Here is a 24995-nt window from a genome sequence, read left to right on the forward strand (position 1 = left end):
GTGTCATCCCGAGCGAGGGCGCGCTTCGCGTCCGAGTCGAGGGACCCCTACCGCCGACCACCCCTCGTGTGCGGCGAGGATTCTGGAAAATCCGCAATCTGAAATCGTTAGAATCTCTCTGTGCTCTCCCGTTCCCTCGACTTCTCGCCTGCCCGCGACGCGGAGATCTTTAATGAGGTCCCTGCGGCGGCCGCGGTGTTCCTGATCCGCGGCGACTCGGGAGAGCCCTACGTCTCCAAGACCGCGAACCTCAAGCGCCGTCTCGTTCGCCTTCTCGGAAAGCCGGAAGAGCACACCCGCAAGCTCTCCCTGCGCGACGTCGCCCGCACGATCGAGTATTCCCTCACCGGCTCCGACTTCGAATCGCAACTCACCCTTTACCGCGCCGTGCGCGCCGTTTTCCCCGAGAAGTATCGCGACAAGCTCAAGCTCCGCTTCGCCCCGCTCGTCCGCTTTCTGCTGGAGAACGAGTACCCGCGCGCCTACGTCACCCGCCGCATCGCCTCGCTGAAGGGCGGATCCGTGTACTACGGCCCCTTCCCTTCGCGCGCCATCGCGGAAAAATTCCTCAACGACTCGCTCGACCTCTTCAAGATCCGCCGCTGTGACTTCGAGATCCACCCCGACCCGAAGTATCCCGGCTGCATTTATTCCGAGATGAAGATGTGCCTCGCGCCCTGCTTTGCCGGCTGCACCCCCGTCGAGTACTCCGCCGAAGTCTCCCGGGTGCGCGCTTTCCTCGACACCGCCGGGCAGTCCCTCATCCGCGAACTCGAAACCCAGCGCGAGCGAGCTTCTGAACAACTCCATTTCGAGCAAGCCGCCGCACTTCACCAGCGCATCGAGAAGATCAAGGCGGCCACACACCTGCCTGACATCATTCGCCCGCTCGACCGCGTGTCTGGCGTCCTGGTCCAGACCTCGGCGGAAAAGGACTGCGTCTGCCTGTTTCCCGTTGACGCCGCCCGCCTCGCCGACCCCGTCGCATTCTCCCTCCAGCAACACGAGGGCAAAATGCAGTCCATGGAATCGCGCCTTCAGCAGGCCCTCGGCGCCGCCCCGCGCCCGACCGCCGCCTCCGCGCTGGAACGTATGGAGCACCTCGCCATCCTCAAGCGCTGGTACTATCGCTCCAGCAAGGTGGGGGAACTCTTCCTGGTGGACGACTCGGGCGAGCTCCCCTACCGCAAGCTGGTGCGCGGCGTCTCCCGCGTCTTCCGCGGCGAGAAGGCCGAGACCGACGCCATGTCCACCGCCGCCCGCGAGTACTGGCTGGCACGCACCCGCGAGACGGAGAATCCCGCTTGATCACCTACCAGCACGCGGTCGAGAAACTTCTCGAGCTGGGCCACGAGCTCCATGCCACTCCGTCGAATAAGTTCGACCTCGCCTATGTCCGCGTGATGCTCGACGCCCTCTCCCATCCCGAGCGCCGCTTCGCCGCCGTACTCATTGCCGGCACCAACGGCAAGGGCTCGACCGCCGCCACGCTCGAGTCCATCCTCCGCGCCGCCGGACATCGCACCGCCCTTTACACGTCTCCTCACCTGGTACGCGTGAATGAGCGCATCCAGGTGGACGGCGAGGAGATCACCGACGCCGAGTTCGCCGTCGTCTATGACCGCGTCGAAGCTGTGGTCCAGGACCTGCTTGCCAAGGACACGCTCCCCTGGCACCCCAGCTTCTTCGAGATGCTCACCGTCATGGCCTTCGAATACTTCGCCATGTCGGGGGTGCAGATCGCGGTGCTCGAGGTCGGCATGGGCGGCCGCCTCGACGCCACCAATGTGGTCGAGCCCATCGTCGCCGTCATCACCGACGTCGCCCTCGACCACCAGAGGTTCCTCGGCGACACCATCACCCAGATCGCCCGCGAAAAGGCCGGCATCATCCGCCCGGGCGGTATCGTGGTCACCCTGCCGCAGCACCCCCAGGCCAACGACGTCATCGGCAATACCATCCTCGACCGCGGCGCCACCGCCATTACCGCCGTGCCCTATGTGCCTCCAGTTTCGCCGGGAGCTGATTTGAATGGGCGCGGTGTCAGTAATTTGAAGGGGCACGGCTCCAGTGATTTGAAGGGGCACGGCTTCAGCCGTGCCAATACCGGCCAAAAAGATGGAGGGGCTTTAGCCCCTGAGGGACCCGATCCTTCGCGAAACGTGGAACGCGAAACGCGAAACGTCTATCCCCTTATGGTTCAGGGCCAGCAGATTCTCGTCGACTCTCCCCTCCTCGGCCGCCACCAACTCCGCAACATCGCGCTGGCCATCGCCGCCGCCGAGCAGGTGAACAACTTCGGATTCCGCGTGATCGCGCAGGACATCGAGCGCGGTATCCGCGACACCCGCTGGCGCGGCCGCTTTCAGCGCCTCGCGCCACATGACGCCTGGCCCGAGATCATCCTCGACGTTGCCCACAATCCGGCCGGCGCCTGGGCCCTGCGCTCGACGCTTTCCGAGTGCGTCGGCGAGCGTCCGCTCACCTTTGTCTTCGGCGCCATGCGCGACAAGGCCATCGCCGAGATCGCCGAGATCCTTTTTCCGCTGGCCGCGCACGTCATCGCCACCCACGCCCACAACCCGCGCGCCGCCACCCCCGACGAGATCCGCCACGCCGCCGCCCGCGCCGCTGCCGACATCGAGCCCGCCGATTCCGTCCCAGCCGCCCTTGACCGTGCCCGCGATCTTGCCGGCAGCCACGGCCTCATCGTCGTCACCGGCTCGATCTACATTGTTGGGGAAGCGCTTGCGGTGCTCTCGCGGCAGCTCGCTGCGCGCCAGGTGTAGCGCGTGGAACAACCATCCCAACTCCGCCTCCGCCTGAGCTGGATCCGCGGCATCTTTTTCTTCAACCCGCTGATCTACTCCTACACCATCATCCTCGGGACGCTTTCCCTGCTCTCATCCTTCTTCGACCGCTCCGGACGCATCCAGCACGGCTTCGCGCGGCTCTGGTCCTGGCTGATCCTGAAGACCATCATGTCGCCCGTGCGGGTCACCGGCCTCGACAAGATCGACACTTCCAAGCCCCAGATCTACGCCTCCAACCACATCTCCGCCCTCGACATCCCCGTGCTCTACGTCCACCTGCCCTTCCAGTTCCGCATCATGGCCAAGAAGGAACTGTTCCGCTATCCGTTTATGGGCTGGCACCTGAAGCGCTCCGGCCAGGTGCCCATCGAGCGCGACAATGCCATCGCCTCCATCCGCGCCCTCAACCGTGCCACGGAAAGCCTTAAGGCAGGCATGCCGCTGGTGGTCTTCCCGGAAGGAGGCCGCTCCGCCACCGGACAGGTGCAGCCCTTCATGCCCGGCGCTTTCTATGTCGCCATCAGGGCGCAGTGCGAAGTCGTGCCCATCGCCCTGGTCGGCACTTACGAACTGCTGCCCATGAATACCTTCCACATCAAGCCGCGTCAGCTCGAGATGGTCGTCGGCGAGCCCATCTCGACCGCAGGATTCACCACCAAGCAGATGAGCGCGCTCGCCGCCACGGTCCAGAAAGCCGTCGAAGACCTCTACTACGCCCGCAGCGCCGTCCCCGACCCACGCACCTCCGCGGCTATCGCCGGTCCCGCCGAAACCGGGCAAAACATAAGGTGACGAGAAGCTTCCAATTGGTGTCATCCTGAGCGAGCGCGGCGTTCTTCGCCGCGCGAGTCGAAGAGCCTGCCCCGAGCAAAGCCGAGGGGACCCCTACTCTGAAAAGGACACCGTCATCCCTAGCGTGCGCCCGGGTTTGGCGCGAGTCGAGGGACCTGCATTTCAACTTCTCTGCGCTCTCTGCGACCTCTGCGGTGAAATGGTTTACTTCTTCGATCGCGCCACCTCGCCCATCTCGCTTGCGATCTTCTCCACCAGCCCGCCCTGGTAAAGATCGAAGTGGTCGCGGCCTTCGATGTAGGTGACCTTCGCATCCGCATTCAGCTCCTTCAGCGTCTGCTCCAGCAGCCGTGCCGCATCGTTCAGATAGAAATTGTCCGCCGTGCCCACCCACAGGTGGATCTTCCCCCGCAGCTCCGGCCCCAGCCGTTTCCAATTGCGCCGCAGGTATTGGTCGATGTCGTACCGCTCCTCCCAGCTCTTGACCACGAACGGGTCCAGCGCGCCCGTCTCGCGATCGAACAATTCCATGGGACGCCCGTCTTCCCCGCGCGGGCTGAACACCGCGTCGAATGATTGGATCTGCCCGCCGTAGTCGCCCAGAACCCGCTCGAGCTGCACATATTCCTTCATGGACATGATCTGCTTGCCGTGGAAGCGCACCAGGTTCCGCTCTTTCCCTTCGGCGGTGTAATAAAAATTGTCGCCGCGCAGCAGGTCGATGTCGGTGAAACTGCGGAAATCCTCCGGGTCCGGCGATGTGGACCACGTCCCGCCGAACACGCGTGGATAATTGATCTCCAGCCACAGCGACGACCACCCGCCCGACGAATGGCCCGTCAGCAGCCGCCCCTGCGGCTTCCCGTCCATGCGGAACTTTTTCTCCAGAAATGGAATGAACTCTTGCGTCAGCGCCTGTCCCCACGGCCCGTTGTTCACCGAATCCGCGAACTCGTGATGTCCCAGCGGGCACTCGCCGTTCAGAAACACGTAGATCATCTCCGGGACCTTGCCCGACGCCATCTTCTTGGCGAGTATCGGCGCGTCGCGATGGCCGATGTCCAGGTGGTTTCCTCCGAAGCCGTGGATCACGTACACCGTCGGGTACCGCCGCGCGGTCTCCCTGGCGTAGCTCGGCGGCAGCAGCACCACTGCATCCATGCGGATTGGTCGCCCCCAGAACCGGCTCAGCGACGCGCTTTCCATTGAGACCACTTTCTGCGTCTCCGTCTCCGCGAACGCCCCTTCCGGCACGCGCTGGCTCAGCGTCAGCGCGACTGGTCCCGCCTTAGCGGGGTCGAACCCGCGCTCCATCACCACCTCGCTTCGCAGGTCGCCGCCGTCCGTGCGCTCCCTGTAGGCGTAGTTGTGGTTCACGTCGAGCAGCGCCATGAACTGGTAATCCCCCGCCGGCGCCTCGGCGAAGGACTTGGGAAAGACCAGCGTGGGCGCCACCTCCAGCGGCTTGCCTGGAGCCAGGTCGTGCACCTCCACCGCCTCCTCCCACACTTTTGTGGGCTCCATCAAGTTCGGCTCCAGCACCTCTCCAGCTTTGCTGCCCGGCGTCATAAACACGATCAGCCGCCCCGACACCGGCTTCTCCGAAAGGCCCGGCGCCAGCGTGATCTGGAAGCGCACCGCGTTCTGCGCCAAGGCGTTGGCAGCAAGCAGTAACACCAGGACTATTCGACCGATCATCAGTCCTCCAGGAAAACCGACCGATTCTACGCTCGCGCGTTGTCCACTGAGTACTGAGTACTGAGTACTCACTTGTGACTTCGCAGACGCTGCCGTATCATTTTCAGTGCCATATTGGCCCGAGGCTTCCCCCATGGAACCGCAAGAATTCTGGCGCGAGATGGAGCGCCGCATCGCTCCCTACGATCTTCTCTGTCATCCTCTCTACAAGGCCTGGAGCGCCGGCGAACTCACCCGCGAAGACCTGAAGCAATACGCTTCCGACTATTACCACCACGTTGCGGCTTTCCCCACCTATCTCAGCGCGTTCAACGCCCGCCTTTCCGCCGGGCCGCTGCGCGAGGCGGTGATGGCCAATTACAGCGATGAGCTCGGCGTCGGCTCCCCCGACGGACGCCCCCACGACGAGATCTGGCTCGACTTCGCCGAAGGCGTAGGCGCGCATGCCGCCGAGGTCCGCGCCCAGCAGCCCGTCCAGGAAGTGCGCGACCTGATCGACACTTTCCTGCGCATCGCACGCACCGCATCCAATCCCGAAGTGATTGCCGCGTTCTGGGCCTACGAGTCTCAAGTCCCGCGCCTCGCCCGCGAGAAGTACGTCAAGCTGCGCGAGAAGTACGCGGCCGACGATGTCACTTGCGGCTACTTCGACCTGCACGCCATCGCCGACGTCTACCACGCCCAGACCTGGAAGCGGAAACTGGGCTACGAGCTGCGCGACAATCCTGGCCTCGAAGAGGCCGCGCTCAACGCCGCCGAAGAGGCCGCCAAGGCCCTCTGGCGCGCCCTCGACGGCATCGACCGCAAGCGCAAGCAACGCGTCGCCGCCTAGATGACATAATCTACGACCCGGGTCCCCTGATCGCCATTCCGGTGACCCGGTTTTGTTTGAGCTAGAAGCTAGTAGCTAGGAGCTAGCAGCTGATGCCCAAACCCGTTCCCCCCGGCGCTCGCGCCGAGATTGAAGAAACCGTCACCCACGAGCTCACCCTCACCGCGCACCATCCTGAGCTGCCGCCCGTCTATTCCACGCCCGACATGGTCCGGCTCATGGAGACTGCCTGCTTCTACGCCCTCCAGCCTTACGCCGAGGGCGACGAGATCACCGTCGGCACCGCCATCCACGTCACCCACACCGCCCCCACCGGCATCGGCGCCAAGGTCAAGGCCGAGGCCGTGCTCGAATCGCTCAACGGCCGCTTCTACACCATGCGTGTCCGCGCCTGGATGTCGAACGGCAGCGGCGGCTGGCAGGAGATCGGCTCCGGCACCGTCGACCGCGCCTTCGTCAGCGTCGGCAAATTCCTCGCCCGCATGTCCAAGAAGTCCTAAGTCGATTTGCGTCATCCTGAGCGAGGGCGCGCTCCGCGCCCGAGTCGACGGACCCTCGGCCAAAACTACTTCTTACCGTTGTCATCCTGAAGTGTTGTCATCCTGAGGGGCTTTAGCCCCGAAGGACCTCGGAGCCCCTGGCACGACCAGTGCCGTGAATCGGTTTCTCCGCAAATGTCCGCAACTCCAGCCTTACGACTGACGCCATTCCCCTGTGCTCCTCCGTGCCCTCTGTGTTTAAATCTTCCCTCCCATGCGCAAACTCGCTTTCGCTCTCGTCCTGCTGCTCGCCACCATCGCCACCGCCCAGGTTCGCACCGTCGTCCGCGCCGGACGCCTCCTCGACGTCAGGACCGGCCAGCTCCTCCGCAATCAGGCCATCGTCATCGAAGGCGACAAGATCGTCTCGGTTGGGGCCGCTGCCGACACCAAGGGCGCACAGGTCATCGACCTGCCCAACGCCACCGTTCTCCCCGGCCTCATCGACGTGCACACGCACCTCACTTACGATCCCGGCAACATCGCCATGCAGATTGTGACCAACTCCGGCGCGCGCGAGGCGCTGATCGGCGCCAGGAACGCCCGCATCACCCTGGAGGCCGGCTTTACCGCCGTGCGCAACGTCGGCGCCTACCACTATGCCGACATCGCCCTGCGTGACGCCATCAACGCCGGCGACATCCCCGGGCCCCGCATGCTCGTTTCCGGTCCCGCTCTCAGCATCACCGGCGGACATTGTGACGACAACCTTCTTCCCTTCGAGTACCACCACAGCGCTGAGGGCGTGGCCGATGGCGTCGAAGCCGTCCAGCACAAGACTCGCGAGATCATCAAGTACGGCGCCGACTTCATCAAGGTCTGTGCCACCGGCGGCGTGCTCTCCAGGGGCGACGACCCCCGCCACTCCCAGTACACCCTGGAGGAGATGAAGGCCATCGTCGCCGACGCCCACCGCCTCGGACGCAAGGTCGCCGCCCACGCCCACGGCGCCGAGGGTATCCGCTGGGCCTCCATGGCCGGCGTCGACTCCATCGAGCACGGCTCCTACATCGACGACGCCGCCATCGCCGAGATGAAGAAGAATGGCACCTATCTCGTGCCTACGCTCTTCCTCCAGCAGTGGTTCCTGGAGAACGCGGAGAAGGTCGGCGCCCCCCGCTACGCCATCGACAAGGCGAAGATGGTCTTTCCCGAAGCGCAGAAGAACCTGAAGCACGCCATCCAGAGCGGCGTGAAGGTCGCACTCGGCACCGACTCCGCCGTCTACCCCCACGGCCTCAACGCCGGCGAGTTCGCCGTCTACGTCAGGATGGGCATGACCCCGATCCAGTCCATCCAGACCGGCACTATCAACGCCGCCGATCTCATGGGCTGGTCCGGCCGCGTCGGCGCCCTCGAACCCGGCAAGTTCGCCGACCTCATCGCCGTGGACGGCGACCCCACACAGGACGTCACCACCCTCCAACACGTGAAGTTCGTCATGAAAGGTGGCAAGGTCTACAAGAACGAGTACGCCAAGTAGATTGGGAGACGAGCAATTGGGTAATTGCTTCCCGAAATGGTTCTCAATTACCCGATTACTCAATTACCCGATTTTTGCGTCCTCGCTTCGCCGCGACGCATCTGTCTCTCCCGATGCTCCAAATGTCCCGCAAGTGCGTCCCCTACACGCCGGTCACCTCCAAGCTGGCCGAGCTGACGGTCGCTCTGGTTTCCTCCACCGGCGTCTACCTCATGGACCAGCCGCCGTTCAACGACGACGGCGACGAAACCTTCCGCGTACTCCCCGGCGACCTCAACGTCTCCGACCTACGCTTCAAGCACGGCCATTACGACACCAGCGAAGCGATCAAAGACCCCAACTGCGTCTTTCCCATCGAGCGTCTCCGCAAACTCGCCGCCGAAGGCTTCATCAAGGCGGTCTCCAACAAGCACATTGGTTGCAAAGGATTCTCTACCGACCTCAAGAAGCAGTACGAGATCATGGCCCCCGGCATCGCCAACGAGATCGAGCGCTCCCAGGCCGACGCCGTCGTCCTCACCGGCGGTTGACCGGTCTGCCATCGGGTAATCGTTGCGGTGCAACGAGAGATAGAAGCCAAAGGTATCCCGACCGTGCTCATCACGGTGGTGCCCGCGGAATCGCGGGCCATGCGCCCTCCCCGCGCCGTCTATCCCAGGGGAAACACGCTCGGCCGCGTCCTGGGCTCCGCCGGCGAGCGCGAGAAACAGACGCGCGTCCTCTCCACCGCCTTGCGCCAGTTTGAGTCCCAGCAACTCCCCGGCAGCATCATCGAATTCGAGCCGTAGATTTGCTTTTGTAGGCCGTGCGCCCCCGCACGGCCCCGATCGGCGCCCGCATGGGCGGCCTTGCGAGCGCGCGTCGAGGAGCCTGTCCTGAGCGAAGCGAAGGAACCCCTACCCGCGAAGTCTCGCCGTCCCGGGCTGCTAGAATAGCCGCCGATGTCCCAAGCCACCCAGGCCGAGACCCGTCCCGCCGCCGACGTCGTCCGTTCCGTCGCCGTTTCCCAGGCCCCCAACGGAGTCTGCTACGCCATGTCCGGCGAGACCGCTCTGGCCGCCCACGACCTCGACCGCATGGTCGCCGTTGTGCCCGGCGCCATCGCCGCCGCACTGGAGCGCAAGGCCTACTACTTCGTGCCTCTCACCGTCAGCCGCGGCGACGAAACCCTCATCGCCGACCGCTACGACATCGCCCTCAGCGACCAGGCCGTCTGCCACCGCAATCTCGACATGGGACAGGCGCAATGCGTCTTCATCTCCACCCGCCTCATGGACGACAAGTTCTCCGTCGCCTTCGAGTTCTACATCAACGTCGGACACGCCTTCGTGGAGCGCGCCGGCGTCTCCCGCGACTTCGCCGACCTCGCTTGGAAGCAGGTCCTCGACAAGGCCCGCGGCGAGACCTCCCTCGACGCCCACGAGCTGCGCAAGATCGCCACCACCTCCGGCCCCGACGCCGAGCGCGCCCGCAACGAGTACTTCGAGGCCGCCTTCTCCGACGTCATCGCCATCTACCTGCTCTCCATGTATCTCGACGTGGATTACTACGAACTCCGCGAGCGCGACTATCCCTTGCTCGCTCCCGCCCCCCTGGCCGAACGCCTGCGCAAGATCAACGAGCTCTTCCCACCGAATCCGGGCTTCGAGTTCGCTATCTACTACCGCCGCCGCACGTAGCCAAGAACTTCAGGTTTGTCATCCTGAGGGGCTGGTAGCCTCGGCCTTCAGGCCGAGGTCTCCCCGAAGGACCTCGGAGCAGTTTGCAGCGTCAGTGCTGTGTATCGGCTTCTCCTCTAAGGCTGGCAGCGGCGGCCCACGACTCACGGCTCCCGACCTCTCTGTGATTAAATACCGCCAATGATCGCCCACCTCCGCGGCCGCCTCCTCTCCAAGCATCCCAACCAGGCCGTCGTGGACTGCGCCGGCGTCGGCTACGACGTCACAATATCCATCCCAACTTTCTCCGGCCTCCCCAGCGTCGGCGCCGAGGTCTCGCTCTTCATCCACACTCACGTTCGCGAAGACGCGCTTGCGCTCTACGGCTTCCTGCGTGCGGAGGAGAAGCAGTTATTCGAAAAGTTGATCAACGTCAGCGGCATCGGCCCCAAGCTGGCCATCACCATCCTGAGCGGCATGCCCGCCGAGGATATGGTCTCCGCCATCCGCGGCAACGACGTCGCCCGCCTCACCCGCATCCCCGGCATCGGCAAGAAGACCGCCGAGCGCATGGTGCTGGAGCTGCGCGACAAGCTCGACGCTTTCGCCGCTCCTCCCGCGCGCGCCGCCTCGCCGGTCGAGGACGACGTCCTCAGCGCCCTGCTCAACCTCGGCTACCAGCGCTCCGCTGCCGAGAAGGCCACCGCCGCCGCCCGCGCCAATGGAAAAAGCGCCTCTTTCGAGACGCTCTTCAAGCAAGCCCTCTCCGCCATCAACCGCTAGGTTCATTTGTGTCATCCTGAGCGGAGCGAGGCGCAGCCGAGCGCAGTCGAAGGACCTCTACCTTCTTCCGAGATCACCGGCTCAACTGCTCTTCCTCTGTGCCCTTCGTGCCTCCCTTTGTGTCCTTTGTGTTTAGGTCTTTCTTCGCAACAAGAAAAATGCCCGGGCTCTCACCCGGGCTCTTCACAATTACCAATTACCAATTTCAAATTACCAATTAGAAATCCCTGAGCGTCGCCTTGTGGACTTTCTGCCGGAAATCCTCTCCCTGCATCTCCACCAGCTTGCACATTTCATGCAGCCGCCCAGTCCCGCAGGGACGGTATACGTTAGCCCAGCACGGAAGTGCTGGGTAGGTTCCCATTTAGCAGCGAGAGTCCCTCAGGGACGGCACATTAACGAAAGCTGGCAGACCGGTACTTCTTCCGGAAGTCGTCTCCCGACATTTCGACCTTCTTACACATTTCATGAAGACGAGACCGTAGGCGTTCTCCGATCCGGTCGCCTAGCGATCCCTCCCGTGCCGCAGCTTTTGCAACCTCCGCATCGGAAACGCTACCGCTCCTAGCCTTTGCCGCTGGCTGGTCGGGGAAGTTTGTGGTGATGATCGTCGTCAACTTCTCGTTGTACCGCTGGTTAAGAATGTGACTGACCGTATCCCAGACCCACTCCGTCGGTTTCACCGCCCCTAGCTCATCCAGCAACAACACCTCGGCGCCAAACACCGGCTGGAGCACCTGCATCTCGGTCGTCTGTACCTGAGGGTTGAAAGAGTTCTGGATCTCCTTCAACAGCTCGCGGTAGTCGTAATAAAGACCGAGGACGCCCTTTCTCCGGATCAGTTCCTTGAGGATTCCGACGGCTAGGTGGGTCTTCCCCACGCCGATGTCCCCGATGAAGAGCAGGCCCATGTGCTCGTCGAGAGGGTATTCCTCAACGAACTTCTCCGCCATCACCCTTGCCTTCTGCTGGCTCGGGTGCTGGCCCGGGAAATCGGTCGCGTAATTCGTCAACTCGCAATGCTCGTACCGCGCCGGGATCCGCGCACGTTCCAGCAGCTTCTGCGCCCGCGCGCCCACTACGCAGTCGCAGCGGGTCACCCGCCGTGCCCCGCCCGACTCACCGGGGCCCCCGGCACGCCCGGTGTTGGCGTGCTGGGGTGTCTGGATGTCTTTCCATCCCGTCCCGCCGCACTGCGGGCACACGGCTTGTTGGGGAGTGCTCACGTCTGATTTCCTTCCGGCTGGAACTCTGAATCTACTCCCGGTCCCGTTCTCTCGCAACCGGGACCACCTCGAACAATTGAGAAATTGAGTAATCGGGTAATTGGGTGATTGAAACCATAGCCTCGTGCCCCTCCAATTACCCAATTACTCAATTACCCGATTACACAATGCCCGGAGTCCCGCATTTGGCGCGGAATTCCACAGTTTCCACACTTGACATCCTCTGCCCCCGGGCGCTTAATAGGCCCCCGACACTGGCGTCGGGCCACGGCCTGCTCCCATTCTCCGCCGCACGGCCCCCGCCCTGGAGCGAGTACATGAACAAAGCCGATCTCGTTGAACGCGCCGCTGCTGCGGCCGGCATCACCAAGTCCCAGGCCGGCACTGCCATCGACGCTTGCGTGGAAGGCATCACCGCCTCCCTCAAGAAGGGCGACCGCGTCACCCTCGTGGGCTTTGGCACCTTCTCCACCTCGTCCCGCAAGGCCCGCACGGGACGCAATCCGCAAACCGGCAAGCCCATCAAGATCGCCGCCAAACGAGTGGCGAAATTCTCCGCTGGCGCTGAGCTGAAGAAATCTGTCAACAAGAGGTAAGGATCTGGGGATCCATCCAGGATGGCAGGGCATACGCTCTGCCTTTTTTTCCGTGTCATCCTGAGCGAGGGTGCGCCGCTTTTGCGCACCCGAGTCGAAGAACCCTACCCCCGACCGACGCCTCCCCATATGCCGGAATCCGCGCCAGCCAAACTATTCAACGGTGTCATTCTGAGCGAGGGTGCGCCGCTTTTGCGCACCCGAGTCGAAGAACCCCTACCCCAGACCGACGCCTCCCCATTTGCCGGATTCCGCGCCTCTCCTGTAAAATAAATCTTTTGCACAGAGAGGTTTGAAGTTCCATGAAGGCTGGCATCCATCCCGCTTACCACGAAGTCCGCGTACACTGCGCCTGCGGCAACACCTTTACCACCCGCTCGACCCATAAGGGCGAGATCCACCTGGAGATCTGCTCCAACTGCCATCCCTTCTTCACCGGCAAGCAGAAGCTCGTGGACACCGCCGGCCGCGTCGAGCGCTTCCGCCGCAAATACGCCAAAGTCGAACAGAAGTGACGCCGTTTGCCGGGCGTCTGAGCCCGGCGGTGTCATCCTGAGCGCCCCGCGCGAAGGACCTCAAAGTAGCCCGCGCGCCCGCGCGCGGGCTCTTCCATTTCTGTCATCCCGAGCGGAGCGAGCGTACGCGAGCGCAGTCGAGGGACCCCTACCCTCGGCTGTTTTGTTTCTTTCCTCGTGCCTCCGTGTCTCCGTGCCTCCGTGGTGAATGAACGCTAGAATAGATATGAGGATGCGGAAGCACTGGACCACCCCGTCCCCCGACCGCGCGCCCGCCCAGGCGCCCGTGCCCTCGTGTGTTCGCTTGGGCTCCGTCGAGATCCGCCCCGCCACCGTGCTTGCCCCCATGGCCGGCGTCACCGACACCGTCTTCCGCCGCTTCATCCGTAACGTCAACCTGACGCCGCACCACGACGTCCTGCTCTCCGGCGAAAAATCCGGATGCGGCCTCATCATGACCGAGTTCACCTCCGCCGACGGCGTCATGCGCGCCAAGGACAAGAAGGCCAAGCGCTACCTGCATTTCTACGAAGACGAGCACCCCATCTCCGCGCAGCTCTTCGGCTCCGACCCGCAGGTGCTTTCCGACGCCGCCAGGATGGTCGAGGGCCTCGGCTTCGACCTGGTGGACCTGAACCTCGGCTGCCCCGCGAAGAAGGTCGTGAAGTGCAACGGCGGCTCCGGACTGCTGCGCGACTTGCCGCGCATCGGCGAGATCTTCAAGGCCGTCCGCGCGGCGGTAACGATCCCGTTCACCGTGAAGTTCCGCGCCGGCTGGAACGACGAAGAGATTATCTGCGTCGAGCTGGCGAAGGTGGCCGAGGACTGCGGCCTCGACGGCGTCGCTCTTCATGCCCGCACCCGCGAGCAGGGATACGCCGGCGCCGCGCGCTGGGAGTGGATTGCCTCGGTCAAGGACGCGGTCAAGATCCCGGTCATTGGCAACGGCGATATCCGCTCCCCCGAGGACGCCTGCGCCATGGTCGCGCAGACTCGCTGCGACGCCGTAATGATCGGCCGCACCGCCTCCTCGAACCCCTGGATCTTCCGCCAGATCGCCCAGTACACCGCCACCGGCCGCTACGACGTCCCCGCGGAGGCCGACCGCTACCAGATGATCCGCACCTACTTCGGCATGCTGATCGACGAAGGCTTCCCCGACGCCATCGGCAAGATGAAGCAGTTTGCCTCCTGGTTCACCCACGGCGTGCCCGGCGGCGCCGCCCTGCGCAAAGGCATCTACGATTCCCGCACCCCGGAGGCCGTCATCGAACAGGTGGACCGCTTCTTCGAGCCGCGCCTCACCTCGCCCGCTCCCGCTGGTCATCCTGTTCTTCCGGTCTAACCAACCATTGCACCTGTCTTCCTGAGCGAGGGCGCACGCCCGAGCGAAGTCGAAGGGACCCCTACCCCGTCCCAGAATCTGCAATCTGAACTCATCGATTCGGCCTCCTTGCGCGGTTTCGCAACCGTGAACTCACCCTGGCCGACGACTGACGACTGCCGACTGCCACGCCCGCATTTCCCTTCCCTCTCGCTCCCGCTTGGAGCACAATCCGCCCAGCACTCGGCCCACCATCGCTCTTCGGGAGGTGCACATGGCGCGACGGCGCGAAGACCGCATTAAGGCCGAACTCCAGGTTCGGGTCTGGGGAATGACGGCAGAAGGCCGGCCCTTCAACGAGCACCTCAAGACGCTTGACGTCAGCCGCTTCGGCGCACGCATCGCCTGGTCGGCCTGTCCTCTGAAGCTGGGCGACATTGTCGGCGTGCAGTACCAGTCCGAGAAAGCGCGCTTCCGCATCGCTTGGATCGCGGCCAATAAATCCGAGTTCGGCGTTGCAGTTGCCGAGCCGGGAAAATCCATCTGGGGACCCTTGCCCACACCGGCCGCATCCGTCTCGTCACTTCGCGCGGCTTCAGCTCCGCCCGCCGCCGCACCTGCGCCCCCCGCCCCACCGCCGCGCCAGCAGGAGCGCCGTCGCCACCACAGGTTGCCCTGCCAGGGCGGGGTGCAGATCCGCATGCCCGACGGCTCGACGATCTGGGGGACCCTGTCCGATATCAGCGAAGGCGGCTGTTACGTCGAAACCGCCGGCGCCCTCACCATGGGTACCGAGTCGGAACTGACTTTGAAGGTCGCCGACATGGAACTCCGCTGCCGCGGAAAGGTCCGCACCTCCCACCCGGGGATCGGTGCTGGGATTTCCTTTACCTTCCTCAGCGCCGAGGCTCGCAAGCAGCTTAACCAGTTGCTCGATGTGCTGGTGGGGGGCGCCACCCCGGCCGAGGCTCCCGCCCCTACGGTCGAGGGAAAGATTGATATCACCAGCCGCGTCTATAAGAGCGCCGAGGAACTCCGCGTCCTCGAGACTCTCATGCAGAGCAACACGGCCGATGTCGACCCGCGCATTCTGGCCGAGTTCAGGAACGCGGTCGACCACGCCCGCCAGGCCGCCTGGGCCGTCCAGACCTGGATCGAGTTGCGCAAACAGAAGCGCGACCCCTTCTCGCTCATGCCCCTGGTCGAGAAGCGCCGCATCCGCCATGCCATTTTCCTCATGCAGGAGCTATTAATGGACTACCAATCCCTCGCCGTGACCGTCGAAACAGAAGGCTTCGGGGACCTGAAGAGGGCGGTCACCGATTTCCACCGCGCCATCGAGAAGTGACGTGCGGCGAGCGCCTTCAACCAGCGCTTGTAGCACGGCCGCCCTCGGCCGTATGCGAGTAGCCCGGAACCTCGGTGCCGGCTGGATCGCAAGACCGGGATTTGAGTCCCGCAGGGATGACTGAGATGAAAACTCTGATTGCCTTATTTCTTTTCGCCACTCTCGCCTTCGCGCAACACTCCATGCACGACCACTCCGCCGACGTGAAACAACACGGCGCCGAGGCCATGGGCTTCGACCAGGACAAGACCACGCATCACTTCGTTCTCACCAAAGGCGGCGGCTACGTCCAGGTCGAGGCCAACGACCCCAAGGACGACACCAACGTCAAGCGCATCCGCGTCCATCTCACCGCGCAGGCCGGCAGATTTTCTGCCGGCGACTTCGGCGCTCCCGAGCACACTCACGGACAGGTCCCGCCCGGTGTCCCCACCCTGCAAAAGCTCAAGTCGCAGATCAAATACGTCTTCGAGTCCCTGCCCCGCGGCGGCCGCCTCCACATGACTTCCTACAACCCCAAGGCCATCGCCGCCATCCATGATTTTCTGAGATTCCAGATCAGCGATCACCACACCGGCGACCCGACGTCCGTGCAATAGGCTTCTATAGGCTTGTATTGGTGTCACCCTGAGCGAGGGCGCGTTACGCGCCCGAGTCGAAGGGCCCCTACCCTCGCTCACAACTCATTTTCGCGTGCTATAATAATTTCCAGTTCTGCTCCGCATAACAGCTTGAAATTGCAGCTACTTACACGAAATCGCGACGCGTCGGAAACATCCGCCGCGGTGGCTTCCCGTGTGCGCAGCTACAAGCGGAAATTTCACCTCAGTCTCAGCTTTTCTGAGTACTGAGTACTGAGTACCTCTTATGCCAGACGATCAGAACCCGCAGCTTCCCCTGAATCCCCCCGGTGATGATGGCAAGACTCCGCCGCAAGGTCCCGGCGCCGCCAACATTCAGCCCATCAACATCGAAGAGGAGATGCGGCGCAGCTATCTCGATTACAGCATGTCTGTGATCATCGGCCGCGCTCTCCCCGACGTTCGCGACGGCCTCAAGCCCGTCCATCGCCGCATCCTTTACACGATGCAGTTGATGGGGCTGTATCCGAACCGCGCGACGCGCAAGTGTGCGCGCATCGTCGGCGACGTGATGGGCAAATTCCATCCGCACGGCAATCTGGCGGTGTACGACGCGCTTGTGCGGCTGGCGCAGACGTGGAGCATGCGTTATCCACTGGTGTTCGGACAGGGAAACTTCGGCTCCGTCGACGGAGATCCGCCAGCGGCCGACCGTTACACCGAATCCAAGCTGGGGGCGATCGCCGCCGCGCTGCTCGAAGACTTGGACAAAGACACGGTCGACATGCAGCCCAACTACGACGACAATGAAATCGAGCCCACTGTTCTGCCGACCAAGTTCCCGAACCTTATCGTCAACGGTTCGGACGGCATCGCGGTCGGCATGGCCACCAAGATCCCGCCGCACAACCTCACCGAGATCGTGGACGCCACCATCCTGCTGGTCAACGACCCCAAGACCCCGCTTCTCAGGATCCTCGAAGTCGTGAAAGGCCCGGATTTTCCGACCGGGGCGTACATCTACGGCAAGGGCGGGATCGCGGAGGCGTACAAGCACGGGCGCGGGCGCTTCATCATGCGCGCCAAGGCCGCCATCGAGAACCTGACCAAGGACCGGCAGGCGATCATCATCACCGAGATCCCCTACCAGGTGAACAAAGCGCGGCTCATCGAGCGCATCGCCGACCTGGTCAACGACAAGATCGTGGACGACGTCAGCGACATCCGCGACGAATCCGACCGCGACGGCATGCGCATCGTCATCGAGCTCAAGCGCGGCGCCCAGCCCGAGATCATCCTCAACCAGCTCTACAAGCACACCGCGATGCAGGAGTCGTTCTCCATGATCTTCCTGGCGGTGGTGAACGGCCAGCCCAAGGAACTGGGGCTGATCGCGGCCATCCAGCACTTCATCGATCATCGCGTGGAAGTGGTGCGCCGCCGCACCGCGTTCCTGCTGATGAAGGCCAAGGAGCGCGAGCACATTCTGGAAGGCTACCGGATCGCGCTCGACAACCTCGACGCCATCATCAAGCTGATCCGCGCCTCGCAGTCGCGCCAGGACGCCAAAGAAAACCTGCTCGCCGCGAAGTTCAAGATCACCGACAAGGAGATCGTCGAGAAGGCCGGCGGGCGCGAAGGCAAGCTCACCGCCAAGCAGGCCGACGCCATCCTCGATCTGCAGTTACACCGTCTGACGCGGCTCTCCGCCGACGAGATCCTGAACGAGCTGAAGGACATCCGCGAAAACATCGCGGAGTACGAATCCATCCTGGCCAGCGAGAAGAAGCTGCGCGGCGTCATCATCAAGGAGCTGGAGGAGATCAGGAAACAGTACGGCGACGAGCGCCGCACCCAGATCCTCGACGAAGCCGCCGAGATCCAGCTCGAAGACCTGATCCAGGAAGAGCAGGTCGCGGTCACGGTGACGCACACCGGCTACCTGAAGCGCACGCCCATCTCCACCTACCGCTCACAGCGGCGCGGCGGGACGGGGCGCAAGGGCGCCGGCGTCCGCGAAGAGGATTTCGTCGAGTACCTGTTCATCGCCTCCACCCACGCCTACCTGCTCATCTTCACCAACACCGGGCGGGTGTACTGGCTGAAGGTGTACGAGGTGCCGGACGTGGGCGCCGCCGGCAAGGGCAAGCACGTGTCGAACCTGGTGGCACTGCAGCCGGGCGAGTCGGTGCGCGCCATGCTGCCGGTGCGCGACCTCGAGGAAGCGGGCAAGCACGTCTTCTTCGCCACCCGCCAGGGCACGGTCAAGAAGACGCCGCTGGTGGACTTCAGCAACGTGATGTCACGCGGCATCATCGCCATCGGCATCGAGAAGGAGGACGAGCTGGTCGCGGCCGCCTGCACCGACGGCAACCAGATCATCTTCCTGGCCTCGCACGAGGGCATGAGCATCCGCTTCGACGAAGAGGATGTCCGCCCCATGGGACGTCCCGCCTACGGCGTGCGCGGCATGGACCTGGACAAGAAGGATTACGTCATCGGCATGGCAGTCACCGCCAAGCAACTGGCCAACGCCAATGGCAGCGGCAAGGCCGTCACCCGCGCCGAGACCAAGGCCAAGGCCGACGCCGCCACCGCCGCCGGCGAAGAGCTGCCCCCAGCCGACAAGATCCTCTCGGTCACCGAGAACGGCTACGGCAAGCGCACCCCGGTGGACGAGTACCGCCTGCAATCGCGCGGCGGCAAGGGCGTCATCAACGTCAAGACCACGGAGCGCAACGGGCGCGTGGTGTCCATCCTGCTGGTCAGCGACCAGTCGGAGGCCATGGTCATCAGCCAGTACGGCAAGATCATCCGCATCGACACCAAGGAGATCCGCGAAGCCGGCCGCTCCACCCAGGGCGTCCGCCTGCTCTCCATGGAAGGTGGGGACAAGGTCGCCGCCGCCGTCGTCATCCCCCCGGAGGAAACCAACGGGAACGGCAACGGGACACCATCGCTGATCCAATAGCCCAGAGGGCTGGTGGAAGGGCACGGCTTTAGCCGTGCCAACGAGCGACCAAGAAGGAATGGGGCTTTAGCCCCTGAGGTATGTAGCCCGCGCGCCCTCGCGCGGGCATTCTCTTTAATGTGTCATCCCGAGCGAGGGGCTTGAGCCCCGAGTCGAGGAGCCTGCCCTGAGCGAAGTCGAAGGGACCTCTACCGTTTCCAAAATGTAGCCCGGCCGCCCTCGGCCGGGCATTCTCTTTATGCGTCATCCCGAGCGGAGCGAGGCGCAGGCGAGCGCAGTCGAAGGACCCCTACCCTCACGGGAGTCGTTCGGGGCCAACGGATTCGATCCGCAGCAGGTCAACGCGGATGATTCAGCTAAACTGCAACTAGGAATTGACCATGGCGCCGAAACGGAGATTGTCCACCCACCCCGGCGAAGTGTTGCTAGAGGAGTTTCTGAAGCCGCTGGGCATGACGCAGGCGCAGTTGGCCAAGGAACTGGGGATCTCGACCAACCGGCTGAATGAGATCGTGAGGGGCAAGCGCGGCGTGACGGCCGACACCGCTCTGCGCCTGGCGGATCACTTCAAGACCTCGGCGGAGTTCTGGATGAATCTCCAGACTGCGTACGACCTCAGCAAGGCTCGACTGGGCCGCCCGGCCGCCTGAGAAGACAGGCCCTACGCTCCACCCAGGGCGTGCGCCTGCTCTCCATGGAAGGCGGAGACAAGGTCGCCGCCGCCGTCGTCATCCCGCCGGAGGAGACCAACGGGAACGGCAACGGAACACCATCGCTGATCCAGTAGCCCGGAGGGCTGGTGGAAGGGTACGGCTTTAGCCGTGCCAACGAGCGACCAAGAAGGAATGGGGCTTTAGCCCCTGAGGTATGTAGCCCGCGCGCCCTCGCGCGGGCTTTCCTTCTGACAGAGACAGCTCAGGATGTCGCAGCTTTTAGCGACACAGACAGTTCGATTCGTTCGGCAGGACGCTTGATGCTGACAGCAGCAGTGCCATCCTCGTTCGACAAATTAAATTGACGATCGAAACTGAAAACGATTTGCTGTGCCTCGATAGGGGGCTTCTTGCCTCTACCATTTAGGCTAGCCGCGCTGATTCTGTAACCGTTGTACTCAAAGCTGAAATCCATTTTCGTGCAGAGCAGATAGAGAATCTCGGCATCGGGCTTTGGGCGTGTGCCGCCAGGACGATCACGCAGGTAAGAGCTGAGCCTAGCTCCGCCGCGATTTTCCAGTCCAAGCTCGCGCGCTGCATCGCTCTGTCCGATACCCCTAGCGTTAAGGAGCTGCTGCAACGCATCTCCAAAAGCGTGTGCAAAGTCTTTCGCGGAATCCAAGTCGTCACCCGCCATGGGACGTCAAATATATTTGACACATCGTGAATACGTCAAATATATTTGACACATCCCAATACTGCTCCCAGCACGCAGCTAGGAATCTACAATCGGGGAGAGTGGAGAAGTGGCGACTGCAAACAAAGGCGACGATAGGAAGCTAGCGGAGCTAATCCTCTACATCAGCCAGAAGTGCGCCAACGACCCAACGTTCGGTGCGGTGAAGCTAAACAAGATTCTCTGCTACTCAGACTTCCTCTTCTATGCCTACCACGGTCGCGGAATCACTAACGTTGAATACCAGAAGCTGCCATACGGACCAGCGCCTCGTCGGCTAAAGCCAGTCCGAAATCAATTAATCAAACGGCGTGCACTGGCGTTGCAAGACGTGGTCCTCAAGAATGGTCACGTCCAGAAACGAACTGTTAACCTGCGACAGCCCAACCTTTCATTATTCTCTGGCGACGAGATCGCTCTTGTGGACCGAGTAATTGAGTCAACGGAGAAAATGCCTTCCGGAGTCGTAAGCGACTACAGCCATAATCTAGTAGGCTGGCTGGTCGTGGACGAGGGTGAGACCATTCCATACGACACCATCTTCTTCTCAAATCCACCGCTATCGGAAGACGAAGCCCACCGTGCGCGTGAATTAGCGGCACAGAAGAGCCGCGCGAAGAATGGGAAGAAGGGTAGTGGCCAAGCCGCCTAAGATACGCGAAATTGTCGAGGAGGAACGGGTCACCGAACAACTTCAAGAGTTCGGAGTTTCAGCCCATCGCATTGACAATGTTATCGCCGGACTTGCGGACACTGTTTGTCGCAAGCCAGAGGTTTTTGCAAGGGAAGAGCACACTGGCTGGAGCCGAACCATCGTGAAGGCGTTTCCTCCCGACGTTCCATTCCTTCGGATCTGGTTCACCTATGACGACGATTACGTATATGTTCAATACATCGAACCTCTCGACGAGTTGGGCTCCAGGCAATGACCGAGAAAGGTGACATCAGTCATTCTTGGTCGCTCCAATCCGCTCTGGAGCGCGTGCTGCAAGTCTCCCCTTCGTCGATGCCGGGCGGAGACAAGGTTGCCGCCGCCGTCGTCATCCCGCCGGAGGAGACCAACGGGAACGGCAACAGGACACCGCCGCTGATCCAATAGGACTGGCCGTCCAGGCAGGCGCGCGCTTCGCGCAGCAAGTCAAGGGCGCGACTTGCGCCCTTGCTTCTTTTCTCCGGTATTCGTCAGGAGTCTTTTCTAGCGCTTTCCTGGTACATCCTTACGAGTGGATCTCTCCATGGCTGAGGGAACCGGATGCCGTCGAAAATGTCCTGCGAAGGAAGTCCTAATCCCCCAATACTCGCGATGAGATTAACTGCAAGATGCCCAACAAAAAACATTACAGCATTGCCATATCTCGAGACGTCGTCCGTTGACAATCGAATCTTTTCTCCTTCCTTCCAATTTGTCCACGGCGCTTGTGCGCGAAACTTCGAATCCGCAATTCCGGAGTGATGCACAGTTGCGTTTCGAACTGCACACAATTCCAGCAGATTACGACGGTCGCTTTCGTTGTCGGGAAATGGGAGGTCGCACTCTGCGGCAAGTGACTTGAACGTACCGAACTGAGAAGAAGATCGTGGTAGTTCTCTCTTCACCTCACTCAAAAGGTGGCGCATGCGCTCTCTCGGTTCCATAGCCGTGTAGTCGACGAACTTTATCCTTACTTTTGCGAAAACCTGCTTTTGCACAATCTCAGGGTGTTTCAAAAGCCAACCAACTAGGACTTCCGACATGATGGATTCCCAAGCTGCGAACATGGCGACAGCTGAGTGCATATGCACCGTGGGAAATCCATTCGTGACTTCAGTACGCAGAAATACCGTTAAGTCGAGCGGGTCGGATTTCAGCGAGGTTAAGCCAGGAAGGTTCGCTGCGGCGGGGCTGCTGCAAAATGTGAAAACTTCTTCAACCGTTAAGAAGATGTGGACTTCGTCAGCGAAATACTCGAAGAAATTGCCCAACATCGACGTGAACCACCATTGCTCGGTGCTTGTACCCGGGCTATTCATTCGGGATCTCCTTTATACAATTTCGCCGAGGCAGTGTCCGACTCGAGCGTTCTTCTCCACGACTCAGTTTGTGATAGGCGAACAGTGCTCACCCAATCGGGAGGAGCCCACGGGTCCGGCTTGCGCCCGAGTCGGTAGATCTCACCGGATGGAACCAAGTGATTTCCTTAACCTCCAGCTAGGAATGCTCGGACCGCACCGAGGATCTGCGGTCCAACAACTTCAGGATCTCCCTCGCGAAGCAAGCGGATCGGCACACGATCGTCGAGCTCGGGATTCAGTCCTGTGAGCCAAGCCTGAACGATCCTCTGACCTTCGTACTCGCTCAGCACCTTGGCAACGTGGTACGCCAGGCGCAGCCTGACTTCTGCGCCTTTATAGGGCTCAGAACCATCGATCCAGCGCTCCACGGCGCGAACATCTTTCACGCCGGCGATGTAGGCGGTGAGCTTCTTGCCTAGCATCCCCGCCAGTCCTCTCACGAGGTCCGGAAAAGCTAGCTCGATGGCTTCCCTGTGCGCCCTCAAGTCTGGCCGTGCACGCGAGTGTGCTACTACTGCCATTCGTCCCTCCCCACATGCAGAACTCTAGCTCAATAGCACATGAATGTCAATAAAATATCATACAAATGACAACATAATTGCTATGCATTCACTGGTCTGCTGGATCGTCCAGACTATGTTGTCAATACCTCTGGAAGCTATAAATCCGGCTAAGTGGCTGATTGCGTGGGAAATCGAGGTGACGGCGGGGTGGTACTTTTGGGGTGCTGAAAATGCTATTCTAAAAGAAGAGAGTCAGTTTCGAGTTTCTCGTTTCTAGCAAACCCGAAGAACCCCTCACGGTTCAGCTGTCAATACCCCTGAAAGCTACAAAACCCGCTAAGCCACTGGTGCGGCAGGAAATAGAAAATTGTGGAAAACGTCGGATTCACCCCTGGTGAATTGCTATTCTGGAAGTAGAGAGTTGAGCCGCTTTTCGGGCGTGAGCGCAGCGGGAGCCCGCTGGCGAAATCCTGAGCCGAAGGCGAAGGATCCCGAAAAGACCTACTAGCTGCTAGCTTCCAGCTACTTCCTCCAAAATGCCCAAGCGTCAGTGGAACCCCAAACTAATCGGGGAGCGGGCGGAGTGTGCCTTCATCAAGGCTGCGTTTGACCATGCGCTGATTGTCTCCAAACCCCTCTGGGACAGCGCCCCTTACGACTTCATTGTCCAACTGCGAAAACCATCCAACCGCAGAGGCCGCGGAGACCGCGGAGGTTATCTTTATTCGATTCAGGTAAAAGCCGTCAGTGTTTTGACCCGCTGTGGTTATGTCCTTTCCACCCGCCGCAGCCTTGGTCATCCCTATCGCCGCGGCGACCTCGACTATTTCGCCGGATGGATCATGCCCCTCGACATCTGGTACATCATCCCCGCCTCCGAGGTCATCCCCGCCAAGGCCGCTGCCCTCTACCCCCACAAGAAACGCAGCCGCGGCAAGTTCGAAAAATTCCGCGAAGCCTGGCACCTGCTGAGCGAACCCCAGGTCTTGACCCATTGCCCTCCCGGGCGTAGGCTGCGCTGACTTCCCGCGAGTTCAGGAGGAGTCCCATGGTCTCGCTTGCTTCGTTGTGGCTGCCGATCGTCCTGTCCGCGGTGATCGTGTTCATCGCCAGTTCCGTCATGCACATGGCCCTGAAGTATCACCAGGGCGACTACCGCAAGCTCCCCGACGAAGACAAGCTGCTCCCGGTGCTGCGCGCCGCCGCCCTGACCCGCGGCTTGTACATGTTCCCCTACTGCAAGCACGAAGAGATGAAGTCGCCGGAGATGGCGGAAAAGTGGAAGCAAGGGCCGTGCGGCATCCTCACCGTCTTCCCCACCGGCATGCCGCAGATGCCGAAGTTCCTGGGCCAATGGATCGGCTATTGCCTGCTGATCAATTTCTTCGTCGCGTACCTGGCGGCGCACACGCTGGCCCCCGGTGCGCACTACCTCGCGGTGTTCCGCGTGGTCGGGACCGCGGGCTTCCTCGGCTACGGCCTTGGGAATATCAGCAATGGCATCTGGAAGGGACAGCCGTGGAGCATGGTCATCAAGGAAGTGATCGACGGCCTGGTCTACGGCCTGCTGACCGCGGGCACCTTCGGCTGGCTCTGGCCGCGCTAGAGTTTCACGTTTCCGTTTCGCGGATCGATCCAGACGAGGCCTGCAAGGCTTTGTTCTGAATTCAGAACAGAACCCAGTTTTCTACTTGCGTGGATGCCGTTCGGGGTTAGGGTCGAGGATCGATGCGGCATCCTCGGACCACTCTGCGCGACGTGCTGGCCATCCTCCTGGTCGTGCCGCTGGTGTTGCTCGGTTTCCTGCGGCGCTGGCTGCGGGAGCGGCGGCAGATGGGCGCCGGAAAACCTCCTGACGTCTCCTGACAGCGCCTTCCAACATCGTTAGCACG

At 62.1% G+C, this 24995-nt stretch carries 28 protein-coding genes; 23 read left to right on the plus strand and 5 right to left on the minus strand.

The window, feature by feature from the left end:
- Positions 1-120: 120 nt before the first annotated feature.
- From LAN37_11980 to LAN37_11990, 3 genes are read left to right on the plus strand one after another with little or no spacing between them, the layout of a single operon-like run.
- A complete protein-coding gene (locus tag LAN37_11980) occupies positions 121-1308 on the plus strand; it encodes a UvrB/UvrC motif-containing protein (protein ID MBZ5647928.1) in 1188 nt (395 codons plus the stop codon).
- Positions 1308-2789 carry a bifunctional folylpolyglutamate synthase/dihydrofolate synthase gene (locus LAN37_11985; protein MBZ5647929.1) on the plus strand — a complete coding sequence of 494 codons (1482 nt, stop codon included), beginning with the start codon at positions 1308-1310 and terminating at the stop codon, positions 2787-2789. Before LAN37_11980 ends, LAN37_11985 begins: the two co-directional genes overlap by 1 nt.
- A 3-nt stretch (positions 2790-2792) precedes the next feature.
- Positions 2793-3605, plus strand: a complete 813-nt coding sequence (locus LAN37_11990) for a 1-acyl-sn-glycerol-3-phosphate acyltransferase (protein ID MBZ5647930.1) — start codon at positions 2793-2795, stop codon at positions 3603-3605.
- Between the two features lie 204 nt (positions 3606-3809).
- On the opposite strand, the gene LAN37_11995 is transcribed toward LAN37_11990, so the two are convergent.
- Complete coding sequence (locus tag LAN37_11995; GenBank protein ID MBZ5647931.1) at positions 3810-5303, minus strand: enterochelin esterase; 1494 nt, start codon at positions 5301-5303, stop codon at positions 3810-3812.
- Positions 5304-5436: 133 nt separating this feature from the next.
- Here LAN37_11995 and LAN37_12000 point away from each other — a divergent pair, with 133 nt between their 5' ends.
- The 7 genes from LAN37_12000 to ruvA all read left to right on the plus strand — a co-directional run bounded on the left by LAN37_12000 (position 5437) and on the right by ruvA (position 10598).
- On the plus strand, positions 5437-6135 hold the full coding sequence (locus LAN37_12000) for an iron-containing redox enzyme family protein (GenBank protein MBZ5647932.1): 699 nt from the start codon (positions 5437-5439) through the stop codon (positions 6133-6135).
- A gap of 92 nt (positions 6136-6227) precedes the next feature.
- A complete protein-coding gene (locus LAN37_12005; protein ID MBZ5647933.1) occupies positions 6228-6635 on the plus strand; it encodes a thioesterase in 408 nt (135 codons plus the stop codon).
- A 253-nt stretch (positions 6636-6888) separates the two neighbouring features.
- A complete protein-coding gene (locus LAN37_12010; GenBank protein MBZ5647934.1) occupies positions 6889-8157 on the plus strand; it encodes an amidohydrolase family protein in 1269 nt (422 codons plus the stop codon).
- A 122-nt stretch (positions 8158-8279) separates the two neighbouring features.
- Complete coding sequence (locus LAN37_12015; protein MBZ5647935.1) at positions 8280-8687, plus strand: glycine/betaine/sarcosine/D-proline family reductase selenoprotein B; 408 nt, start codon at positions 8280-8282, stop codon at positions 8685-8687.
- 27 nt (positions 8688-8714) lie between these two features.
- The gene (locus LAN37_12020; GenBank protein ID MBZ5647936.1) at positions 8715-8945 is read left to right on the plus strand and encodes a hypothetical protein; all 231 of its coding nucleotides are present in this window, start codon (positions 8715-8717) and stop codon (positions 8943-8945) included.
- 153 nt (positions 8946-9098) lie between these two features.
- Entirely contained in the window at positions 9099-9836 is a 738-nt protein-coding gene (locus tag LAN37_12025; GenBank protein ID MBZ5647937.1) for a hypothetical protein, read from the plus strand.
- 180 nt (positions 9837-10016) lie between these two features.
- Positions 10017-10598 carry a Holliday junction branch migration protein RuvA gene (ruvA, locus tag LAN37_12030; GenBank protein ID MBZ5647938.1) on the plus strand — a complete coding sequence of 194 codons (582 nt, stop codon included), beginning with the start codon at positions 10017-10019 and terminating at the stop codon, positions 10596-10598.
- Positions 10599-10993: 395 nt separating this feature from the next.
- Here the strand turns inward: ruvA and LAN37_12035 are convergent, their stop codons facing one another.
- Complete coding sequence (locus tag LAN37_12035; GenBank protein MBZ5647939.1) at positions 10994-11767, minus strand: ATP-binding protein; 774 nt, start codon at positions 11765-11767, stop codon at positions 10994-10996.
- Positions 11768-12141: 374 nt separating this feature from the next.
- Between LAN37_12035 and LAN37_12040 the strand changes: the two genes are divergently transcribed.
- From LAN37_12040 to LAN37_12070, 7 genes are all read left to right on the plus strand, one after another.
- Positions 12142-12420 (plus strand): HU family DNA-binding protein, encoded by a 279-nt coding sequence (locus LAN37_12040; protein MBZ5647940.1) that lies wholly within the window; start codon positions 12142-12144, stop codon positions 12418-12420.
- A 302-nt stretch (positions 12421-12722) separates the two neighbouring features.
- A complete protein-coding gene (gene rpmE / locus LAN37_12045; GenBank protein MBZ5647941.1) occupies positions 12723-12935 on the plus strand; it encodes a 50S ribosomal protein L31 in 213 nt (70 codons plus the stop codon).
- 232 nt (positions 12936-13167) lie between these two features.
- Positions 13168-14280 carry a tRNA dihydrouridine synthase DusB gene (gene dusB, locus LAN37_12050; protein MBZ5647942.1) on the plus strand — a complete coding sequence of 371 codons (1113 nt, stop codon included), beginning with the start codon at positions 13168-13170 and terminating at the stop codon, positions 14278-14280.
- Positions 14281-14533: 253 nt separating this feature from the next.
- Positions 14534-15607: a PilZ domain-containing protein gene (locus LAN37_12055; GenBank protein MBZ5647943.1), complete on the plus strand. Its 1074-nt coding sequence runs from the start codon at positions 14534-14536 to the stop codon at positions 15605-15607.
- 125 nt (positions 15608-15732) lie between these two features.
- A complete protein-coding gene (locus tag LAN37_12060) occupies positions 15733-16206 on the plus strand; it encodes a hypothetical protein (protein ID MBZ5647944.1) in 474 nt (157 codons plus the stop codon).
- A gap of 268 nt (positions 16207-16474) precedes the next feature.
- Positions 16475-19159: a DNA gyrase subunit A gene (gyrA, locus tag LAN37_12065; GenBank protein ID MBZ5647945.1), complete on the plus strand. Its 2685-nt coding sequence runs from the start codon at positions 16475-16477 to the stop codon at positions 19157-19159.
- A 380-nt stretch (positions 19160-19539) separates the two neighbouring features.
- Positions 19540-19809 (plus strand): HigA family addiction module antidote protein, encoded by a 270-nt coding sequence (locus LAN37_12070; protein MBZ5647946.1) that lies wholly within the window; start codon positions 19540-19542, stop codon positions 19807-19809.
- 265 nt (positions 19810-20074) lie between these two features.
- Here the strand turns inward: LAN37_12070 and LAN37_12075 are convergent, their stop codons facing one another.
- Complete coding sequence (locus tag LAN37_12075; protein ID MBZ5647947.1) at positions 20075-20509, minus strand: hypothetical protein; 435 nt, start codon at positions 20507-20509, stop codon at positions 20075-20077.
- A gap of 109 nt (positions 20510-20618) precedes the next feature.
- Between LAN37_12075 and LAN37_12080 the strand changes: the two genes are divergently transcribed.
- Genes LAN37_12080 through LAN37_12090 form a run of 3 tightly spaced genes read left to right on the plus strand, consistent with a single transcriptional unit; the run spans position 20619 to position 21647 of the window.
- Complete coding sequence (locus tag LAN37_12080) at positions 20619-21200, plus strand: SocA family protein (GenBank protein ID MBZ5647948.1); 582 nt, start codon at positions 20619-20621, stop codon at positions 21198-21200.
- On the plus strand, positions 21184-21477 hold the full coding sequence (locus tag LAN37_12085; protein ID MBZ5647949.1) for a hypothetical protein: 294 nt from the start codon (positions 21184-21186) through the stop codon (positions 21475-21477). The genes LAN37_12080 and LAN37_12085 overlap by 17 nt, the downstream gene beginning before the upstream one ends.
- Positions 21474-21647 carry a hypothetical protein gene (locus tag LAN37_12090; protein ID MBZ5647950.1) on the plus strand — a complete coding sequence of 58 codons (174 nt, stop codon included), beginning with the start codon at positions 21474-21476 and terminating at the stop codon, positions 21645-21647. Before LAN37_12085 ends, LAN37_12090 begins: the two co-directional genes overlap by 4 nt.
- Positions 21648-21730: 83 nt before the next feature.
- Here LAN37_12090 and LAN37_12095 read toward each other — a convergent pair whose 3' ends face one another.
- Positions 21731-22558 (minus strand): hypothetical protein, encoded by an 828-nt coding sequence (locus tag LAN37_12095; protein MBZ5647951.1) that lies wholly within the window; start codon positions 22556-22558, stop codon positions 21731-21733.
- Positions 22559-22725: 167 nt separating this feature from the next.
- Positions 22726-23121: a DUF2384 domain-containing protein gene (locus tag LAN37_12100; GenBank protein ID MBZ5647952.1), complete on the minus strand. Its 396-nt coding sequence runs from the start codon at positions 23119-23121 to the stop codon at positions 22726-22728.
- A gap of 518 nt (positions 23122-23639) precedes the next feature.
- On the opposite strand from LAN37_12100, the gene LAN37_12105 reads away from it, so the two are divergent.
- The 3 genes from LAN37_12105 to LAN37_12115 all read left to right on the plus strand — a co-directional run bounded on the left by LAN37_12105 (position 23640) and on the right by LAN37_12115 (position 24969).
- Complete coding sequence (locus LAN37_12105) at positions 23640-24125, plus strand: hypothetical protein (protein ID MBZ5647953.1); 486 nt, start codon at positions 23640-23642, stop codon at positions 24123-24125.
- 26 nt (positions 24126-24151) lie between these two features.
- Positions 24152-24709 carry a hypothetical protein gene (locus tag LAN37_12110; GenBank protein ID MBZ5647954.1) on the plus strand — a complete coding sequence of 186 codons (558 nt, stop codon included), beginning with the start codon at positions 24152-24154 and terminating at the stop codon, positions 24707-24709.
- 122 nt (positions 24710-24831) lie between these two features.
- The gene (locus LAN37_12115; protein MBZ5647955.1) at positions 24832-24969 is read left to right on the plus strand and encodes a hypothetical protein; all 138 of its coding nucleotides are present in this window, start codon (positions 24832-24834) and stop codon (positions 24967-24969) included.
- Positions 24970-24995 lie beyond the last annotated feature (26 nt).

This window comes from Terriglobia bacterium, from assembly GCA_020073495.1.
GTDB lineage: Bacteria > Acidobacteriota > Terriglobia > Terriglobales > Acidobacteriaceae > JAIQFD01.

Bases quoted from the DNA above. Each gene is read 5' to 3' on its own strand.
- LAN37_12100 (MBZ5647952.1), bottom strand. From the start codon at position 23,121: ATGGCAGTAGTAGCACACTCGCGTGCACGGCCAGACTTGAGGGCGCAC.
- LAN37_12025 (MBZ5647937.1), top strand. From the start codon at position 9,099: ATGTCCCAAGCCACCCAGGCCGAGACCCGTCCCGCCGCCGACGTCGTC.
- LAN37_12000 (MBZ5647932.1), top strand. From the start codon at position 5,437: ATGGAACCGCAAGAATTCTGGCGCGAGATGGAGCGCCGCATCGCTCCC.
- LAN37_12060 (MBZ5647944.1), top strand. From the start codon at position 15,733: ATGAAAACTCTGATTGCCTTATTTCTTTTCGCCACTCTCGCCTTCGCG.
- LAN37_12095 (MBZ5647951.1), bottom strand. From the start codon at position 22,558: ATGAATAGCCCGGGTACAAGCACCGAGCAATGGTGGTTCACGTCGATG.
- LAN37_12055 (MBZ5647943.1), top strand. From the start codon at position 14,534: ATGGCGCGACGGCGCGAAGACCGCATTAAGGCCGAACTCCAGGTTCGG.
- dusB (MBZ5647942.1), top strand. From the start codon at position 13,168: ATGCGGAAGCACTGGACCACCCCGTCCCCCGACCGCGCGCCCGCCCAG.
- LAN37_12090 (MBZ5647950.1), top strand. From the start codon at position 21,474: ATGACCGAGAAAGGTGACATCAGTCATTCTTGGTCGCTCCAATCCGCT.
- LAN37_12015 (MBZ5647935.1), top strand. From the start codon at position 8,280: ATGTCCCGCAAGTGCGTCCCCTACACGCCGGTCACCTCCAAGCTGGCC.
- LAN37_12005 (MBZ5647933.1), top strand. From the start codon at position 6,228: ATGCCCAAACCCGTTCCCCCCGGCGCTCGCGCCGAGATTGAAGAAACC.
- LAN37_12075 (MBZ5647947.1), bottom strand. From the start codon at position 20,509: ATGGCGGGTGACGACTTGGATTCCGCGAAAGACTTTGCACACGCTTTT.
- LAN37_12105 (MBZ5647953.1), top strand. From the start codon at position 23,640: ATGCCCAAGCGTCAGTGGAACCCCAAACTAATCGGGGAGCGGGCGGAG.
- LAN37_12070 (MBZ5647946.1), top strand. From the start codon at position 19,540: ATGGCGCCGAAACGGAGATTGTCCACCCACCCCGGCGAAGTGTTGCTA.
- LAN37_11995 (MBZ5647931.1), bottom strand. From the start codon at position 5,303: ATGATCGGTCGAATAGTCCTGGTGTTACTGCTTGCTGCCAACGCCTTG.
- LAN37_12110 (MBZ5647954.1), top strand. From the start codon at position 24,152: ATGGTCTCGCTTGCTTCGTTGTGGCTGCCGATCGTCCTGTCCGCGGTG.
- rpmE (MBZ5647941.1), top strand. From the start codon at position 12,723: ATGAAGGCTGGCATCCATCCCGCTTACCACGAAGTCCGCGTACACTGC.
- gyrA (MBZ5647945.1), top strand. From the start codon at position 16,475: ATGCCAGACGATCAGAACCCGCAGCTTCCCCTGAATCCCCCCGGTGAT.
- ruvA (MBZ5647938.1), top strand. From the start codon at position 10,017: ATGATCGCCCACCTCCGCGGCCGCCTCCTCTCCAAGCATCCCAACCAG.
- LAN37_12040 (MBZ5647940.1), top strand. From the start codon at position 12,142: ATGAACAAAGCCGATCTCGTTGAACGCGCCGCTGCTGCGGCCGGCATC.
- LAN37_12010 (MBZ5647934.1), top strand. From the start codon at position 6,889: ATGCGCAAACTCGCTTTCGCTCTCGTCCTGCTGCTCGCCACCATCGCC.
- LAN37_12115 (MBZ5647955.1), top strand. From the start codon at position 24,832: ATGCGGCATCCTCGGACCACTCTGCGCGACGTGCTGGCCATCCTCCTG.